This window comes from Methylobacterium aerolatum, from assembly GCF_022179085.1.
Classification (GTDB): Bacteria; Pseudomonadota; Alphaproteobacteria; order Rhizobiales; family Beijerinckiaceae; genus Methylobacterium; species Methylobacterium aerolatum.
In genome coordinates this window covers 20,640-38,721 of sequence record NZ_BPQE01000001.1, presented here as the reverse complement: position 1 = coordinate 38,721, position 18,082 = coordinate 20,640, and the positions used below count along the sequence as shown (strand labels likewise).

At 70.5% G+C, this 18,082-nt stretch carries 6 protein-coding genes; 1 reads left to right on the top strand and 5 read right to left on the bottom strand.

The features are described 5' to 3' along the window. The first annotated feature begins 322 nt into the window (after nucleotides 1-322). Nucleotides 323-1,846, top strand: coding sequence for a glycogen synthase GlgA (gene glgA, locus MFF06_RS00125; RefSeq protein ID WP_370876727.1), 1,524 nt, complete (start codon nucleotides 323-325; stop codon nucleotides 1,844-1,846). A gap of 126 nt (nucleotides 1,847-1,972) precedes the next feature. Here glgA and glgB read toward each other — a convergent pair whose 3' ends face one another. The 5 genes from glgB to treZ form a co-directional block, all read right to left on the bottom strand. Then, nucleotides 1,973-4,249: a 1,4-alpha-glucan branching protein GlgB gene (gene glgB / locus MFF06_RS00120; protein WP_238200943.1), complete on the bottom strand. Its 2,277-nt coding sequence runs from the start codon at nucleotides 4,247-4,249 to the stop codon at nucleotides 1,973-1,975. Beyond that, on the bottom strand, nucleotides 4,246-7,518 hold the full coding sequence (gene treS / locus MFF06_RS00115) for a maltose alpha-D-glucosyltransferase (RefSeq protein ID WP_238200942.1): 3,273 nt from the start codon (nucleotides 7,516-7,518) through the stop codon (nucleotides 4,246-4,248). The genes glgB and treS overlap by 4 nt, the downstream gene beginning before the upstream one ends. A 97-nt stretch (nucleotides 7,519-7,615) precedes the next feature. Further along, nucleotides 7,616-10,996, bottom strand: a complete 3,381-nt coding sequence (locus MFF06_RS00110; protein ID WP_238200941.1) for a maltotransferase domain-containing protein — start codon at nucleotides 10,994-10,996, stop codon at nucleotides 7,616-7,618. 316 nt (nucleotides 10,997-11,312) lie between these two features. Next, nucleotides 11,313-16,214 (bottom strand): malto-oligosyltrehalose synthase, encoded by a 4,902-nt coding sequence (locus MFF06_RS00105; protein ID WP_238200940.1) that lies wholly within the window; start codon nucleotides 16,212-16,214, stop codon nucleotides 11,313-11,315. Further along, complete coding sequence (gene treZ, locus MFF06_RS00100; protein WP_238200939.1) at nucleotides 16,211-18,016, bottom strand: malto-oligosyltrehalose trehalohydrolase; 1,806 nt, start codon at nucleotides 18,014-18,016, stop codon at nucleotides 16,211-16,213. Before treZ ends, MFF06_RS00105 begins: the two co-directional genes overlap by 4 nt. Nucleotides 18,017-18,082 lie beyond the last annotated feature (66 nt).

Below are 18,082 nucleotides of genomic sequence, written 5' to 3'. Positions count from 1 at the left end.
CGGGATCCGATGAAAATAGGATTTTAGGCACAGAAGCGGACCGATCAAGGCCATCCCGCGCGGGGCGGCCTTGCATCCGAATGGGTAGACCCGCCTCTGGTCCCGCGGGCTTGCACGTCAAGGCTGAACGGGTGCGCTGCGATTTATATTTTGCATTGCAGCTGCCGCTAACCGGAGCTTAACGGAAAAAGTGGCCTCGTTTGTGCGTCGCAGCGGAACCGGCGCGCAAAAGGGAGCGTTAGGCGTGATTGAGATCGCGGCGTGTTCGCAGGACCCGGTCTTTGCGCGTCTGGGGCAATTCTCCCAGCCTGGAAGCCCCTCAATGCGTCCCATGCACCGGTTCGGATCCGCATCGCGGAGATCGGGAACGGGTGCCTATCAATCCTTGCAGGTGGGCTCGCCCCTCCGCCGACGGATCCTCTACGCCACCCCTGAGATGGCCGACTTCGTGAAGACCGGCGGTCTCGGTGAGGTCTCTGCGGCCCTGCCCCGGGCTCTGCGTGCCCACTACGACGTCCGCGTCCTGATCCCCGGCTACCCGCAGGTGCGCAGCGCCTTCCCGGACATCCCGGTCGTGGCGCGGCTCGAAGGCCATGCGGGCCTGCCCGCCTGCGACCTCGGCCTCGCGGAGACGGCGGACGGCCTGCGCGTCTACGTGATCCTGGCGCCGGAGCTCTACGAGCGCGGCGGCACGCCCTACGGCGACGCGGGCGGGGATTTCGCCGACAACGACATCCGCTTCGCCCGCCTCAGCCTCGCGGCGGCCGACCTCGCCCTCGGCGCCGACCCGGCCTGGGCGGCCGACCTCCTGCACCTGCACGACTGGCAGGCGGCCCTGGCGCCGGCCTACCTCGCGTGGCGCGGCTCGCGGCTCCCGAGCGTGCTGACGGTGCACAACCTCGCCTACCAGGGCCTGTTTCCCCGGGAGGGGATGCACCGGATCGGCGTGCCGGAGGCCGCGTTCCAGGTCGAGGGCTGCGAATTCTATGGGCAGCTGTCCTTCCTGAAGGCGGGCCTCTACTATGCCTCGCACGTCACCACGGTGAGCGAGACCTACGCCCGCGAGATCCAGACGGAGGAGATGGGCTGCGGCCTCGACGGTCTCCTGCGCGTCCGCGCCGGACAGGGGCGTCTCGCAGGCATCCTCAACGGCATCGACGAATCCTGGGATCCGCGCACCGATCCCCACCTGGCCCTCACCTTCGAGGCGGACGACTGGAAGGGCAAGCGCGCCAACGCCGAGGCGGTGCGCAGGGCCTTCGGCATCGCCGTCTCCCGCGGGCCGCTCTTCGCCATCGTCTCGCGCCTCGTCCACCAGAAGGGCATCGACCTCAGCCTGGAGGCGGCCCACACCATCGTCGCCGAGGGCGGCCAGCTCGTGGTGATCGGCCAGGGCGAGGGCCGGTTCGAGAACGCCCTGCGTGGGCTCGCCAAACGCCACCCCGATCAGGTCGGCGTGCAGGTCGGGTTCGAGGAGGGGCAGGCTCGGCGGATCTTCGCAGGCAGCGACTTCCTGCTGATGCCCTCGCGCTTCGAGCCCTGCGGCCTCGCGCAGATGTACGCCCAGCGGTTCGGCTCCCTGCCGATCGTCCGCCAGACCGGCGGCCTCGCCGACACGGTCGAGGACGGCGCCACGGGCTTCACCTTCTCCGACCCCTCGCCCACCGGCCTCACCGGGGCGGTGCGCCGGGCCCTCGACGTGTTCGGCTCGAAGAAGCGGCTCAACGCCATGCGCCGCAAGGCCATGGCCGCCCGCTTCGGCTGGGACCGCGCGGCCGACGGCTACGCCGACCTCTACGCCCGGGCCATCGGCAACAACGTCGCCCTGCGCTGGAGCGCGGCGTAGGGCGCTTTGTTCCCCTCCCCCCCTTGTGGGGAGGGGCAGGGGTGGTGCCGGATAGGCCGCCACGGTGCCGCCTGAACCACCCCCACCTCCGGCTCCTCCCCGCAAGGGGGAGGAGTGACGGCCCCCTCACCCCTCCCGCAGGAAGATCACCGTCGCCAGCGGCGGCAGCGTCAGGTTGAGGGAGTGCGGCTGGCCGTGGCTCTCGTGCGCCTCGGCCTCGCGGCCGCCGTTGTTGCCCATGTTCGAGCCGCCATACTGGCCGGCATCCGAGTTGAACGCCTCGCGGTAGAAGCCCCCCGCCGGCACACCGACGCGGTAGCCCTCACGGGGGATCGGCGTGAAGTTCGAGACGACGATGGCGATCTCGCCGCCCGCGCCCTTGCGCGCCCAGGCGATGACGCTGTTGTCCTGGTCGTCCGCCACCAGCCACTGGAAGCCCGTGGCCTCCACGTCGCGGCTGTGGAGGGCCGGGGACGAGAGGTAGAGGTGGTTGAGGTCGCGCACCACGTCCTTGACGCCCTTGTGCAGGGGATCGTCCAGCAGGTGCCAGTCGAGGCTGGCATCGTGGTTCCACTCCCGCTCCTGCCCGAACTCGCCGCCCATGAAGAGCAGCTTCTTGCCGGGGTGCCCCCACATGAAGCCGAAATAGGCGCGCAGGTTCGCGAACTTCTGCCAGCGGTCGCCCGGCATCCGGCCAAGCAGCGAGCCCTTCCCGTGCACCACCTCGTCGTGGGACAGGGGCAGGATGAAGTTCTCGGAGAAGGCGTAGAGCAGCCCGAAGGTCAAGTTGTGGTGGTGGTAGCGGCGGTGGATCGGATCCTCCTGCATGTAATGCAGGGTGTCGTGCATCCAGCCCATGTTCCACTTGAAGCCGAAGCCGAGGCCGCCCGTGTAGGTCGGGTGCGAGACGCCGGGCCAGGAGGTTGATTCCTCGGCCACCGTGATCGTGCCCGGCGCGTGGCTGTAGGTCGCCTCGTTGGTCTTGCGCAGGAAGTCGATGGCCTCGAGGTTCTCGTTGCCGCCGTAGCGGTTCGGGATCCACTCGCCCGCCCGGCGCGAATAGTCGAGGTAGAGCATGGAGGCGACGGCATCCACGCGCAGGCCGTCGAGGTGGTAGTGCTCCAGCCAGAACCGGGCGTTGGCGACGAGGAAGCTCGTCACCTCCGTGCGCCCGAAATTGTAGATGTAGGTGCCCCAATCCTGGTGGAAGCCCTGGCGCGGGTCGGCATGCTCGTAGAGGTGCGTGCCGTCGAACTGGCCGAGGCCGTGGGCGTCGAGGGGGAAGTGGCCGGGCACCCAATCGAGGAGCACGCCGATCCCCGCCTCGTGGGCGGCATCGACGAAGGCGGCGAACTCGTCCGGCGTGCCGAAGCGGCTCGTGGGCGCGAAGAGCGAGACCGGCTGGTAGCCCCAGGAGCCGTCGAACGGAAATTCCGTGATCGGCAGCATCTCGATATGGGTGAAGCCCATCTCCTTCACGTAGGGGATGAGGCGCTCGCCGAGTTCCTTGTAGGTGAGGTAGCGGTTGCCCTCCTCGGGCACCCGCATCCACGAGCCGAGGTGGACCTCGTAGACCGAGATGGCGGCGTGGCGCGGGTCCTTGGCGCCGCGGCTGCCCATCCAGCCGTCGTCGCGCCAGGCGAAGGCGCCGAGCCCGTGCAGGATCGAGCCGGTGGCCGGCGGATGCTCGGCGGCGAAGGCCACCGGATCGGCCTTCAGCGGCACCAGGGAGCCGTCCGGCCCGCGGATCTCGAACTTGTAGCGCCCGCCCGGCTCCAGCCCGGGGACGAAGAGTTCCCAGACTCCGCCGTCCTGCCAGAGGCGCATCGGGTGGCGGCGTCCGTCCCACTCGTTGAAGTCGCCGACGACGCTCACCTTCCTGGCGTTCGGCGCCCAGACAGCGAAGCGGAACCCGTCGATCCCGTCGAGGCGGCCCGCCTGGGCGCCGAGGATGCGGTAGACGAGGTTGGTGCCGACCTCGCGCAGGCTCGCGACGTCGTACTGTTCGATGGAGGAGCCGAAGCCGTAGGGGTCGAAGCGGCGGCTCGTGGCGCCGGCCCAGGTCTCGACCTCTATCTCGTAGAGGGGCCGCCCCTCGCCCTCGACGCGGGCCACGAAGAACCCGTCGGCGTGGCGCTTCTCGAAGGGCACGCGGCGCTCGCCCAGCACGAGGCTCGCGGCGCGGGCCTCCGGCAGAACGGCGCGGATCTCCCACTGGTTCGGGCCGACCTTGTGCGGGCCCAGCACGGAGAACGGGTCGCCGTGGTTGGCCGCCATGATCGCGGCGAGCGCATCCGGGTGGACGGTCGAGGGGGAGGCGGAGCCCGAGGAGCGGGGCTCGGCGGGCGAGCCGGACAGTCCGTCCCCGGAGCGTGGGGCGTAGGTGTCGTCGGTCATCGTCATGCCTCTGGCCTTCCGTCCTGGTCCAGAATGGAGAGAACCCCCTTGGCGGGAATTTCGATCCAGTCCGGCCGGTTGTTCGCCTCGTAGTCGATCTCGTAGAGCGCCTTGGTCAGCAGGCAGAGCCGCAGCAGGCGCTCCCCGGTCTCGGCATCGGTCACGGCAGCGCGGCTGCCCTCGACGGCGGCGCGGTAGCCTTCGAGGAAGGCCGCATCGATCATGGTCCGCCATGCGCCCGCGGCGGCGCGCGCCCGCTCCTCGGAATCGGCGAAGCGGCTCGCGATCTCGCGGATCACGGTCTCGGCGCCGTAGGCGAAGGAGCGCATCATCCCGGCGACGTCGCGCAGGGGCATCGACTTGGCCCGCCGCTCGTCCGCCGGCCGCGAGGGCTCGCCCTCGAAATCGACGATGACGAGGTCGCTCTCCGCTACCAGCACCTGCCCGAGGTGATAGTCGCCGTGGATGCGGATCCGGTGCGCCCCGCGCGGCGTGCCGTCGGCCAGGCGCTCGATCAGCGCCTCGACCTCGGCCCGGCGGCCCATCAACTCGGCGCAGGCGACCTTGCCGCCGTCGAGGCCGCGCTCGGCGAGGCCCTTCAGGCCCCGGAAGGCCCGCTCGGCCTGGTGGCGCGCATCCTTGGCCAGCGTGGCGAGGTCGCCCTCCTCGAAGGGCTCCGCCGCGAAGGCCGGGTCGTCCGTCTCCGTGGCGAAGGCGACGTGCATCTGCGCCGTGCGCTGGCCCAGCAGGTCGGCCCAGCGCTTGTGGTCGTGGAACGCCTCCTCGGGGCCCGCCGCCTCGCTCTCGGGGGCCAGCACCACGGTCTCGAAGTCCCGGCGCAGGCCCTCCAGCATCAGGGTCCACGCGTCGCCCTGGTTGAGGACGAACTTCTGCAGCACGGCCAGCGCGGTGCGGGTGCCGTCCTCGGCCACGTGCTCCAGGGTGCCGAGCAGGGCCGGGGTGTGGGGGAAGCCCGCCTTCTCCGTGAGGAAGCGCCCGACCTCGATCTCCGGGTGCGTCCCCGGCTGGAGGCGGCGCAGGATCTTGAGCATCATCTTCGAGCCCACCGCGACGGAGGTGTTGCTCTGCTCCGCCTTGAGGCGCCGGATGTCGGCCACGTCGACGGTGACGCCCGGATCGAAGGCGGAGGTCGTGGCGAAGACGAGCTTGCCGCCCTCGGTGGGGATCTCCCGGTTCTGGCGCATGTCCTCGATGAGGCAGGCGGTGAAGTCGTTGGAGCCGGAGGCGCCGTAGAGCAGGCCGGTGCGGGGCCCGCGGCGCACCCGCGCCACGGCGAACTCCATCAGCTCCGCGTCCTCCCGGCCCTCGTCGACGCCGACGGGCACGAAGTACTCGTGCGTCTCGCCGTTCGCCAGCGTCACGGCGAGGCGGGGCAGGAGGAAGCGCGGCTCGGCCGTGCTGTCGGCCTTGAGGGCGGCGCAGTCGATCACCTTCACGCCCTTGATGCGCGAGCCCTTGGATCCGAACCAGCGGCGGCTCATCAGGAAGGGCGGCACCACGGTGCGCTCGAAGGCGACCCGCTCGCGGCCCGCCATCAGGGTCTCGATCCCGCCGGTCAGGACGAGGGTGAACAGCTCCGGCGGCTCCCGCTGCGGGCCGATCGCCCCCGATTGGGCGGCCGAGAGGGAGAACCAGTAGAAGCCGTAGGCCGGCAGGGTCAGCAGATAGGGCAGGTCGCCGATCGCCGGGAACTCGGTGCCGCCGGTCAACTCGATCGGCACGGCGGTGCGGAACTCCGACAGGTCGAGCTGCACGGCCTGCGGCGCGCGGGAGAGGTTGGCCACGCACAGGATGCGCTCGCCCTCGTGCTCGCGGATCCAGGCCAGGACCTTGCGGTTGCTCGGATACAGGAACTGGATCGTGCCCCGCCCCAGCGCCACGCTGTTGTTGCGGATGGCGATCATCCGCCGGGTCCAGTTGAGCAGGCTGGTCTGCGACTGGGTCTGCGCCTCGACGTTGATCGCGTCGAAGCCGTAGATCGGGTCCTGGATCGCGGGCAGGTACAGCCGCTGCGGGTTGGCGCGGGAGAAGCCGCCGTTGCGGTCGGGGGTCCACTGCATCGGCGTGCGCACGCCGTCGCGGTCGCCGAGGTAGATGTTGTCGCCCATGCCGATCTCGTCGCCATAGTAGAGCACCGGCGTGCCGGGCATCGACAGGACGAGGGACTTCATCAGCTCGATCTTGCGCCGGTCGTTCTCCAGAAGCGGCGCGAGGCGGCGGCGGATGCCGAGGTTGATGCGCGCCCGGCGCTCGGCGGCGTAGAAGGACCAGAGGTAGTCACGCTCTTCCGCCGTGACCATCTCGAGCGTCAGCTCGTCGTGGTTGCGCAGGAAGATGGCCCATTGGCAGCCCTCCGGGATCTCCGGAGTCTGGCGCATGATGTCGGTGATCGGGTGCCGGTCCTCCCGGGCGATCGCCATGTACATCCGCGGCATCAGCGGGAAGTGGAACGCCATGTGGCATTCGTCGCCGTCGCCGAAGTATTGCGCGGTCTCCTCCGGCCACTGGTTGGCCTCCGCCAGCAGCATCCGGTCGGGGTAGCTCTCGTCCAGCGCCGCGCGGATCGCCTTGATGACGTCGTGCGTCTCCTTGAGGTTCTCGCAGTTCGTGCCGTCGCGCTCGATCAGGTAGGGGATGGCGTCGAGCCGCAGGCCGTCGACGCCCATGTCGAGCCAGTAGCGCATGGTCGCGATGACCGCTTCGAGCACCTTCGGGTTGTCGAAGTTCAGGTCCGGCTGGTGGCTGTAGAAGCGGTGCCAGAAATACTGCTTGGCGACCGGGTCCCAGGTCCAGTTCGAGGCCTCGGTGTCGAGGAAGATGATGCGCGTGTCCTTGTACGGCTCGTCGGTGTCCGACCAGACGTAGAACTCGCGCTCGGGCGAGCCGGGGGGCGCCTCGCGGGCGGCCTGGAACCAGGGATGCTGGTCCGAGGTGTGGTTGATGACGAGCTCGGTGATGACGCGCAGGCCGCGCTCGTGGGCGGCGTCCACGAAGGCGCGGAACTGCTCCATCGTCCCGTAGGAGGGGTTGATGCCCTCGTAGTCGGCGATGTCGTAGCCGTCGTCGCGCAGGGGCGAGGGGTAGAACGGCATCAGCCAGATCGCCGTGACCCCGAGGTCGCGCACGTAATCGAGCCGCTGGGTCAGCCCCTCGAAATCGCCGATCCCGTCACCGTTGGAGTCGAAGAACGACTTCACGTGGATCTGGTAGATGATGGCGTCCCGGTACCATTGCGGATCGCTGCGATCGATCATCGCGTCGCTGCCTCATCGGTGAGATCGAAGGGACCGGCCGCAGGGGCGGCCGGCGGCCGGGCGGTCGTCGAGACCGCCGCAGGTGCCACGGGCGGCCTCAGCCCGCAACCCGTCGTGGTGGGGTGAGACGCCAGATCACGCAGGATCGCTCCGCCGGATCCAGCGCGATGCGGTGGCCCTTGCCCCGGAGCGAGAAGGTGTAGCCCTGGAGCAGGTCCTCTACCTCCACCGCGCCGTCGTCGGGCAGGCCGAAGAGCCAGAGGGGCACCTCGTAGCTGCATTCCTGGCGGTTCTTGGGATCGAGGTTCACCATCACGAAGACGCAGTTGTCGCCGTCGGGAGTCATCTTCGCGTAGGCGACGATCTGGTCGTTATGGGCCGCCGTGAAGGTGACGTTCCGGAAGTCCCACAGGGCCGGATTGTCCCGGCGGATCCGATTGAGCTTGACGATGTGCTCGCGGATGTTGCCGGGCCGGTCGTAATCCCAGGCCTTCAGCTCGTATTTTTCGGAGTTGAGATACTCCTCCTTGCCCGGATACGGCGCGGCCTCGCACAGCTCGAAGCCGTTGTAGATGCCGTAGACGGAGGAGAGCGTCGCGGCCAGCGTCGCCCGCACCACGAATCCCGCACGCCCACTGGTCTGCAGATAATACGGGTTGATGTCGGGCGTATTCGCAAAGAAATTCGGGCGGTAGTAGTCGCCCATCTCGCCGGCGAGCTCGGTGCCGTACTCGATCAGCTCGGCCTTGGTGTTGCGCCACGTGAAGTAGGTGTAGCTCTGCTGGTAGCCGGCCTTGGCGAGCTTCTTCATCATCTTCGGCCGGGTGAACGCCTCCGCGAGGAAGATCGCGTCGGGGAAGGCGCCGTTCACCTCGGCGATCACCCATTCCCAGAAGGGAATCGGCTTGGTGTGCGGGTTGTCGACCCGGAAGATTCGCACGCCCCGCTGGCACCAGCCGAGGAGGATGTCGCGCAACTCGATCCAGAGGGACGGCAGGGCGCCGCCGTAGAAGTGGACGTTCGAGATGTCCTCGTACTTCTTGGGCGGGTTCTCGGCGAATTTCAGCGTTCCGTCCGGGCGCCACTCGAACCATTCCGGGTGGTTCTTGATCCAGGGGTGGTCGGGCGAGCACTGGATCGCGAAATCGAGCGCGATCTCCATGCCGTAGGCGTGGCTCGCCGCCACCAGCCGCTCGAAATCCTGCAGCGTGCCGAGGTCCGGGTGGACGGCCTCGTGCCCGCCCTCCTCCGAGCCCACGGCGTAGACCGAGCCGACATCGCCGGGCAGGGCCTTCAGGGTGTTGTTCTTGCCCTTGCGGTTGGTGCGCCCGACCGGGTGGATCGGCGTGAAGTAGAGCACGTCGAAGCCGAGTTCGCGGATCTCGGGGAGCCGGGCGATCACGTCGTCGAAGGTGCCGTGGCGGTTCACGTCCATCGATTGCGAGCGCGGGAAGATCTCGTACCAAGCCGAGAACCGGGCCGCGAGGCGGTCGGCGATGACGGGGATCGTCACCGGATAGCGGGACAAGTTCACCCGCTCGGCATGGGGGCGCACCAGGGCGACGGAGGCCGGTTCCAGGATTTTATCCAACTGGGCGGCGGAGCCACCCTGCTCGGCGCCGAGCGCCGCGACGAGGGCCGCCAAGCGATCCTTGTCGCGGCCGGTGGCGAGCGACGCGGCGGTGCCCACCAGGGCGACGCCCTCGATGGTCTCCAGCCGCACGTCGACCCCGGCGTCGCGCTTCTTGATCGTGTCGCGCATCCACGAGGCGAAGGGGTCGCGCCACGCGACGATCGTGAACTCGTAGCGGGCGTTGCGCTCCAGCGGGAAGGTGCCCGCCCAGCGGTCGTTGTCCACGAAGGCCATCGGGTCCTCGCGCCACTCGCTCGCCCCGACGAGGCGCGAGTGGATCGCGGCGGCGATGATCTCGTGGCCGTCGGAGAAGATGTCGGCCTCGACGCGGACCTCCTCGCCGACCACGCGCTTGACCGCCGAGCGTCCGCCGTCGAGTTCCGGGCTCACCGCCTCGATGACGACCCGGCCCTGGCCGTCCGGCGTGCCCCGCGAGGGCAGGCGGGCGACGGTGGCCTTGGCGGCGGCGAGGATGCGCAGCTCGCCCGGCGCCAGCGTCACGCGGCTGCCCGCGTGGAAGGCGATGGGCTCGGCCGAGGGCGTGCGGTCCACGAAGGGGCCGAGCATCCCGCCGGTGCGGGCGATGAGCGGCCCGGCCTCCACCGGCACGGGAGCCTCGGTCGGATTGTGGAGCACGATCACCGCGTTCCCCGCCGAGGCGTGGTGGCCGGTATCGTAACGGGCCAGAGCCACGTAGCCGGCATCGGGCGAGGACAGCCGCGCCTGCGCCCCCTCGACGTTGGCGGCGGGCAACTCCGCCCGGAGCGCGTTGATCGCCCGGACGAAGTCGGAGATGTCGATGCCGGTGTCGTGCTCCCGGTCGCCCGGATGGGTCTCGACCACATGGAGCGCCCGGCGGTAGCCCCACTCGTAGCCGACCGGCATCAGCACGCCCGCCGAGAAGAAGGCCGCCAGCGCGTAGCGGGTGCGCAGCCGCGCGGCCACGGCCTCCCGGCCGCCGCCGACCGAGGCGGCGAGGCGCGGCATGTCGTGGTTCTCGGGGAAGGCGATGGAGGGGGCGAGCACCCGCAGGCGCTCGTACTGCTCCAGCGCCCAGGGGGCCTTGAGGTCCCACCACGCGAAGGAGTTGAACAGGTAGTCGAAGCCGGCGCCGGCCGTCGCCCGCGCCTCCTCGAAGGTGCAGCCCAGGGTCTCGGCGGCGAAGAGGCAGGTCGGATCCTTCTCCTTGGCGGCGGCGATGAGCACGCGCCACACCTCCGGCGGTACCTTGTAGGCGGCATCGCACCGGAAGCCGCCGACGCCGAGATCCTGCATCCGGGCGACGTAGGCGGTGAAGATCTCCGTCAGCGCCTGCCGGGCGGCTTGGCTGTGGTAGTCGAGCTCGGCGAGGTCGCCCCAGACGGTGCGGATCGACGGGTCGTCGGGATCGACGGCGGCCGGGTGCATGATCGAACCGTCGGGCTCGCGCAGGAACAGGTCGGGGCGGTCCTGCACGAGCCGGGCGTTGTCGGCGGTGTGGTTGATGACGAGGTCGGTCATCACCGCGATCCCCGCCGCACGGGCGGCGGCGCAGAAGCGGCGGATCTGCTCGTCGTCGGGCGTGCCGTCCCCGTCGCGCAGGCGCTCGTCCAGCCGGTCCATGTCGGCCACCGCGTAGAGGCTCCGCGAGCCGCCGGTCTGGTGGAACGGATTGAGGTAGATCCAATCGAAGCCGAGGTCGGCGATGCGCGGTAGTTCCGCGGTCCAGTCCGACACCCGCCCGACGAGCAGGGGAAACAGGTTGTAGATCCGCGGCCCCTCCGCCCGGGGCGCGAGGGAGGCCGGCAGCGCGCCAGGGGTCCCCGTCGCCTGTGCGGGCGCTGCGGCCTTGGTCGGTGCGTTCATGCGGTTCGTCTCTCCTGCTGGGTCGCTAACGCGTCAACACGGCTGACGTGCCGGCCTTCGCGTCATGTCCTAAGTCACGACCCGTGACAGTCTCGGGTCAACCGTCGGGCTTCACCGCCGTCGCCCCCTCTCCCAGCCTGCGGGGAGAGGGCCGGAGCCCCCTCTTGCCGGGGGCGAGGCAAGCCCGAAGGGCGATGGTGAGGGGGTACGCCGGACATGGCTCCAACGTGAAGCCCCCTCACCCCCGGCTGCCGCCTCGGTTTGCCGACGACGAGGTCGGCAAAGCCCTCTCCCCGCAAGCGGCGCGAGGGGATGCTCACCCCGCCCGCCGCAACACCGCATAGGGCAGGTCGCGGAACAGGGCGCTCGCCTCGGCCCCCGCCCCGTCGAACTCCCGGCCCGTCACGACGTCCCGCCAGCGCGTGCCTGCCCCGAGGGCGAGGACCGTGCCGGCGAAGGCGTCGCCGGACCATGTCCCCTCTCCGATCAGCCCTGCGAACAGGCGCGGTACGGCGACGATCAGGTCGCCCTCCCCCGCCGGGTCGAGGTCCGTGCGGCGGTAGGCGAGGATGTGGTCCGCATGCGTGCCCGTCGCCGTGACGGCCTCGTAGCCGGCGCGGGCGAAGAAGTCGGGTCGCGCGGCGCGCAAGCCGAGCATCCGATGGAGCGTCGCCTGCTTCACCCGGCCGTCGGGCCAGGAGGCGAGGAGGGGGGCAACCTCCCCTTCCCCGTCCAGCATCCGCGTCAGGGCGGGGTAGTCCACGGGGCGGCGGTTGTCGGGATCGACGAAGGAGAAGTCCCACACTTCCGTGCCCTGGTAGGTGTCGGGCAGGCCCGGCAGGGTGGATTTCAGCACCGTGCGGCCGAGGCCGGAGAGCATTCCGAGATGGGCGAGGCGCTGCGCGAAGGGGCGCAACTCCCGCAGGAAGTCCGAGCCCGGCGCAATGATCGCCTCGAACAGCTTGCGGACGGTGCCCTCGTAGGTCTCGTCCACGTTGACCCAGCTCGACCGGCGCTTGCCCTCGCGCATCGCCTTCTCGGCATAGGCGCAGAGCCGTTCGCGGAAGGCGGTGACCGCGCTCTCCTCCTCCCCGTCGAGCAGTTCCAGCGGCCATGCTCCCAGGATGGCTTGAAAGACCATCCACTGGTCGTTGGCGTCGGGGGCGGGCTCGCCGTCGATCCGCGAGAGGTGCGGCCCGGCCGTCTTCTGCCAGAGGTCCCAGGCCCCAGCCCAGCTTTCGGGCATCTCGGAGAGGGCCAGGAGCCGCGAGCGGGCATCCTCGCCGCGCTTGGTGTCGTGGGTCGCGGTGGCGATCATGGCGTTCGGCCAGTCGCGGGCGCGGGCGGCCTGGAGATCGTGGAAGTGCTCCACGTCGATGCCGTACTCGCCCGGATCGCCGCCGACCTCGTTGAGGCCGAGCAGCGCCGCGTAGCGGTAGAACAGCGTATCCTCCAGGCTTTTGGCCATGACCGGGCCGGTCAATTGCTGGAACCGGCGGCGGAAGCGCAGCACCACCCGCGGGTCCGGCCGCCCGGGGCCGGAGGTCTCGACCCGGCCCAGCAGCACGTCGCGCGCGAAGTCGTGGACCGAGCGGTCGGGCAGGCTCGACCAGCGCTTGGCCTTGGCCACGGCGCCCTCGATGAGCCGCACGTCCTCCGGCTCCACCTCGCCCTCCTCCAGGTCGGCGGGCAGGTAGCTGCGGTAGGTGGGAAAGCGGGCGATGACCTCGATCAGGGCCCGGCGGAGCGCGTTGACGGTGAAGTCGCGGGTGCGCCGGTCGGCGTCGGCCACCTCCTTGAGGTCGCTCGTCAGCACTTCGAGTTCGCTGGCGAAGCTGATCTCCAGGATCTCCGCCTTGGCGGCGCGCAGCTGAGCGCCGTAGCGCTCGTCCATCCCGGACGCCCACTCGTAGAGGCGGCGGACCTTGGTCTGCTTGCCCTTGTCGACCAGCACCCCGTCGAGCTGGTTGAGCACGTCGTAGCCGGTGGTGCCGGCCACCGGCCAGGGCCGCAGGCGCTCGCCGGGCTCGAGGATCTTCTCGACGACCACGTAGAAGCCGGGGCCGACCGCCGCCTGGAGCGCGCGGGCATAGCCCGCCGGGTCCGCGAGGCCGTCGATGTGGTCGATGCGCAACCCGTCGATCCGGCCCTCGCGGACGTGGCGGAACACCACCTCGTGCGAGCGGTGGAAGATGTCGGACTTCTCCACCCGCAGGCCCGCGAGCGAGTTCACGTCGAAGAAGCGGCGGTAGTTGATGTCGCTGGAGGCGACCCGCCAGTGGGCGAGGCGGTAGGCCTGGGATTCCAGCAGCCGGTGCAGGGTGCCGAAGCTGTCCGGCCGCCCCTTGAACCCGTTGAGCAGGGCGAGCGTCCGCTCCGTCGCCTGCTGGATCGGGGGGGACACGGCGTAGAGGGCGGACAGCCGCCGCTTCAGGTCCTCGGCCTCCTCGGGGAAGTCCCGGCGCCGGGTCTCGTCGGTGTCGAGCGACATCGCCCGCAGCCGCTCCGAGATGGCGAGCAGCTCCGCCGTGGTGTCGTCGTCGACGGCGCCCAGGGCGGCGAGGACCCGGCTCAGGATCGTCGGGTAGGTGAAGGGCCGCACCGGGAACTGGTGCTCGTAGTGCCAGACGCTGAAGGCGCCCGCCTCCGGGTCGAACTTGAGTGTGAGGAGGCCGTTCTCCAGCGCCTCGCCGTAGCGCTCGCCGAGGAAGGGGATCACGAGGTTCCGGCCCGCGCCGAGGCGCTGCCAGTCGATGTCGAAGGCGTGGGCGAAGGGCGAGAGGGCGCCCCATTCCAGCACCGAAAGCCACCACGGGTTGTCGGCGCCGCCGACGCCCATGTGGTTGGGCACAATGTCGAGGAGAAGCTTCAGCCCGTGGCCGTGCAACGTGTCGGCGAGGCGGATGAACGCCTCCTCGCCGCCGAGTTCCGGGTTGAGCTGCCCGTGGTCCACGATGTCGTAGCCGTGGGTCGAGCCGGGCCGGGCCTTCTGGATCGGCGAGGCGTAGACGTGGCTGATGCCGAGCTTGGCGAGATACGGGACGATCCGCTCCGCGTCCGCGAAGGTGAAGTCCTTGTGGAACTGCAGCCGGTAGGTCGCCCGGGGCGGGGCGTCAGCGAGCCGCGAGGCCGAGCGGGCGCCACGGCCCTCCGCCGAGAGGGCGGCGGCGAGCTTGGCGAGCGGCCCGCCGGGGGCGGCGATCTCGGACAGGTCGCGGTCGAGCTTGCGCCGCCAGTTCGGGTAGCCCTCCGTCGAGCCCGGCACGTTGGCCTGGGCGAGTTCGGAGACGACATCCTCGTACTGCACGGCCGTCAGCACGGAGGGCGCGCGGGCGAGGTAGCGGGCGGCGGCCTCGAAGGGCGCCGCCTCGGGGGGCTCGGCATCGGGCAGGAGCTGCTGCGCGGCGAGCGCCTCCGCGAGGCGGCGGCGCTCCACCACACGCTCGCCGCGCTCGGCCTCGGCCCGTTCCTGATCGTACAGCCCCAGCGACTGGCGGGTGTCGGAATCGACGCTCCGCCACCAGCCGACGAAGGTCGGCAGGTCGTGGGTGGTGATGGCGGTCAGCGCGTCGCGGGGGTAGGCGTCGGGCGCCTTGAACCGGCCGTCGCCCTCGCGCTCGAAGGCGAGGATGCGGTAGCTCAGCACGCCCGCCTTCATCAGCGCGTCGGAGAAGCCCTCGGGCGCGGTGCCGAGGTCTTCCGCGATGACGAGGCACTTGTTGCGGTGGCTCTCCAGCCGCAGCACCGCCAGCATCGGCTCGAACGGCATGGCGACGTAGGCGCCGGCATGGGCTCCCTCGCCGAGCGGGATCAGGAACAGGCGGGCGAGCTGGAAGGCGTGGTCGATGCGGATCGCGCCCGCATGGCGCATGTTGGCCCGCACCAGGGCGCGGAAGGCCGCGAGCCCGTCGCGCTCCATCTCCAGCGGGTCGAAGGCGGGCAGGCCCCAGTTCTGGCCCTTCGGCGCCAGAAGGTCCGGCGGCGCGCCGATGGAGACCCGGTCGGCGAATCGCTCGGGATGGGACCAGATCTCCGATCCGCCCCGGTCGGCGCCCACCGCGAGGTCGCGGTAGAGGCCGAGCCGCATTCCGGCCTCCTGCGCGGCCTGAGACGCGGCGGCGAGCTGGCGGTCCGCGAGGTATTGCAGCCACGCGAAGAAGCTCACCTCCTCGGCGTGGTCGGCGGCGAAGGCACGCACGGAATCCGTGCCCGCGCGACGGAAGTCCTCCGGCCAGTCCCCGAGCCAGTGGGCGCCCCGCCCCTTGAAATGGGCGGACAGGGCCTCGAAGACGGCGTGGGACTGAAGGTCCTCGCCGCCCTCCTCCCGGAAGCGGACGAAGGCGTCGTCGGTGCCGGCGCGGGCCGGCGATTCCGCCCAGAGCGCCCGCAGGATCGGATCGAGCACGGCGGCCACGCCGGCATGGTCCACCAGTGCCGCCTCGCGCAAGCTCGCGATGGACGGCGCGGATCGCTCCATGAGCGTTTCCGCCTTCGAGCCCGCCAAGCCCGGCAGGTCGCGGGGCGCGATGAACAGGGTTTCGAGGAAGAGCCGCGAGGAGGGCGAGTAGGGGGAGATCTTGGTCCGGTCGGAGCCGAACAGGGCGTGGACGGGGCTCAAGCCCAGGAAGGCCGCGCCGCGCAGGGCCGCCTCGCGGGCCGCCTCCCCCGCATCCGCATAGGTGCCGATGCCGATGTTGCCCGCCGAGCGCAGGCCGTAGAGCTGGGCGGCCAAGCCCCAATCGGAGGCGCCCTCCTCCGCATAGGCCTTCGGACGCCAGCAGCGCTGGGGCGCGGCGATGACGAAGGACTCCGCGCGGGCCTCGCCCACGGCGACGGTGAGCCGGTGGTAGCCCGGCGTCAGCGGCGGCAATTCGAAGGCGGGATCCGAGGCGGTGATCGGCGCCCGTCCCTCGCGGGCGGCGCCGCGCTCGTCCACGAGGCGCCAGACCAGGGTCTTCGCCCCGCCCGGCACGCGCAGCGGCACGCGGGTGGCCCGGCGGGCCTCCACCGGCAGCAGCGACGGCACGAGGTTCTCGCGCAGCCGCCGGACGGTCTCCAGGCTCTCGGCGAGTTCCGCCTCGTCCGCCACGGGAAAGCCGAGGGCGGCGAGCAGCCCGACGCGGGCCTCCAGCGGCGTCTCGACCGGTTGGCCGAAGGCGTCCGTGTAGCCGGCGGCGACGCCGACGAGGTCGGCGAGCTCTTCCCTGATGCGATTCACGAACGGGACTCCGTCAGGACCACGCCGGTCCAGGGGGGCAGGCTTGTTCCCGTACCGTCGGGGGCATTCGTCCACACGAGGCGCGCGCCGCCCGCCTCCACCGCGAAGGGCTCCGAGCCGACATTCGCGACGAAGCGCAGGGTGCCCGCGTCGAAGGTCCAGGTGCAATCGACCACGTCCGGCCGCGGCAGGTGGGCGCTCGCCCCCGCGATACCGGATTTCGCCAGCGGCACCACCACGTCCCGGCGGAGTGCCAGGAGGTGGGTCGTGTCGGCGAGCACCTCCCTGTGGGGCGAGCGCTCCCGCTCCGACCAGTCGAGCTTCGAGGCGAGGAAGGTCTCCTCCTCGGTGGGGTCGGGGATCTTGGAGGTGTCGTCGGCGAAGGCGGCGAAGCTCTTGAACTCCTTGCGGCGGCCGTCCCGGACGGCCTTATTCAGGTCCTCATCGGGGGCGAAATCCACGAAGAACAGGAACGGCGTCGAGGCCGACCATTCCTCCCCCATCCACAGCATCGGGATCTGCGGGGCCAGCAGGAAACCCGCCCGCGCCAGCGCCAGCTTGGCCGGGTCCGCGAGGTGGCTCAGCCGTTCGCCGAGCGCCCGGTTGCCGACCTGATCGTGATTCTGGAGGAAGGTGACGAACGCGGATGGCGGCAGGTGGCTGGAGGGCTCGCCGCGGGGGTGGTTGTCGAGAGTCGGGAAGGGCTCGCCCTGGTAGGCGAAGCCCTCCGAAAGGCAGCGCGCGAGGCGCTCCACCGGTTTGTCGGCAAAGCTTTCATAATAGCCGGCATCCTCGCCCGTGAGCAGGACGTGCCAGCAATGGTGGAGGTCGTCCGCCCACTGGGCGTCGTGCAACCGCGGGCGCCCGCCCGCGTCACGCCCCAGCCAGCGGGCCTCGTTCTTCTCGTTCTCCAGCATCAAGTGGATGCTTCGCCCGGGAAACGACTTGCGGACGGTCTCCGCGAGTTCGGCCAGGAAGTGCTTGCCCGAATCGTCCAGGATGGCATGCACGGCGTCGAAGCGCAGGCCGTCGAACCGGTATTCCTCCAGCCAATAGAGGGCGTTCTGGATGAAGTACTGGCGCACGGTCGCGCCGCTGTCCTTGCCGTCGAAGTTGATGCCGGCGCCCCAGGGCGTCTGGTGGCGCTCGGTGAAGAAGGTCTTGGCGTAGGCGTGGAGGTAATTCCCCGCCGGGCCGAAGTGGTTGTAGACCGCATCGAGATAGACCATCAGGCCGAGGCCGTGGGCCGTGTCGATGAGGCGCTTGAGGTCGTCGGGCCGCCCGTAGGCGCCGTCGGGCGCGAAGGGCAGGACGCCGTCGTAGCCCCAGTTCCGGCTGCCCTTGAAGTCGGCGAGCGGCAGCAATTCGATGGCGGTGACGCCGAGCGCCTTCAGGTCGGGCAAGCGTTGTTCGAGGCCGGCATAGGTGCCCTCCGGCGTCGCGGTGCCGACGTGGCACTCGTAGATCACCGCCTCCTCGAAGGGGCGGCCCTGCCAGCCCTCGTCGGACCACGCGAAGGCATGGCCGTCGATCACCTCGGACAGGCCCGAGACGTCGTCCGGCTGGAAGCGGGAGGCGGGATCGGGCACCACGAGGTCGCCGTCGATGCGGAAGCCGTAGCGGGCGCCGGGCTTGATGCCCGGCAGGGCGGTGCGCCGCCAGCCGCCGCCGGATTCGGGCAAGGGATGGTCGGTGCCGTCGACCACCAGGGTCACGCTCTGCGCGGTCGGCGCCCAGAGGGCGAACCGCACCCCGCCGCCGACGATCTCGGCCCCGAAATCCATGCTGTGGGCATGCCGCATCAGGCCGCCATCCTTCCTTGCTCACGGAAACCGCCACGAAGCGGGGCCGCTGCGTGCCATGGTGGA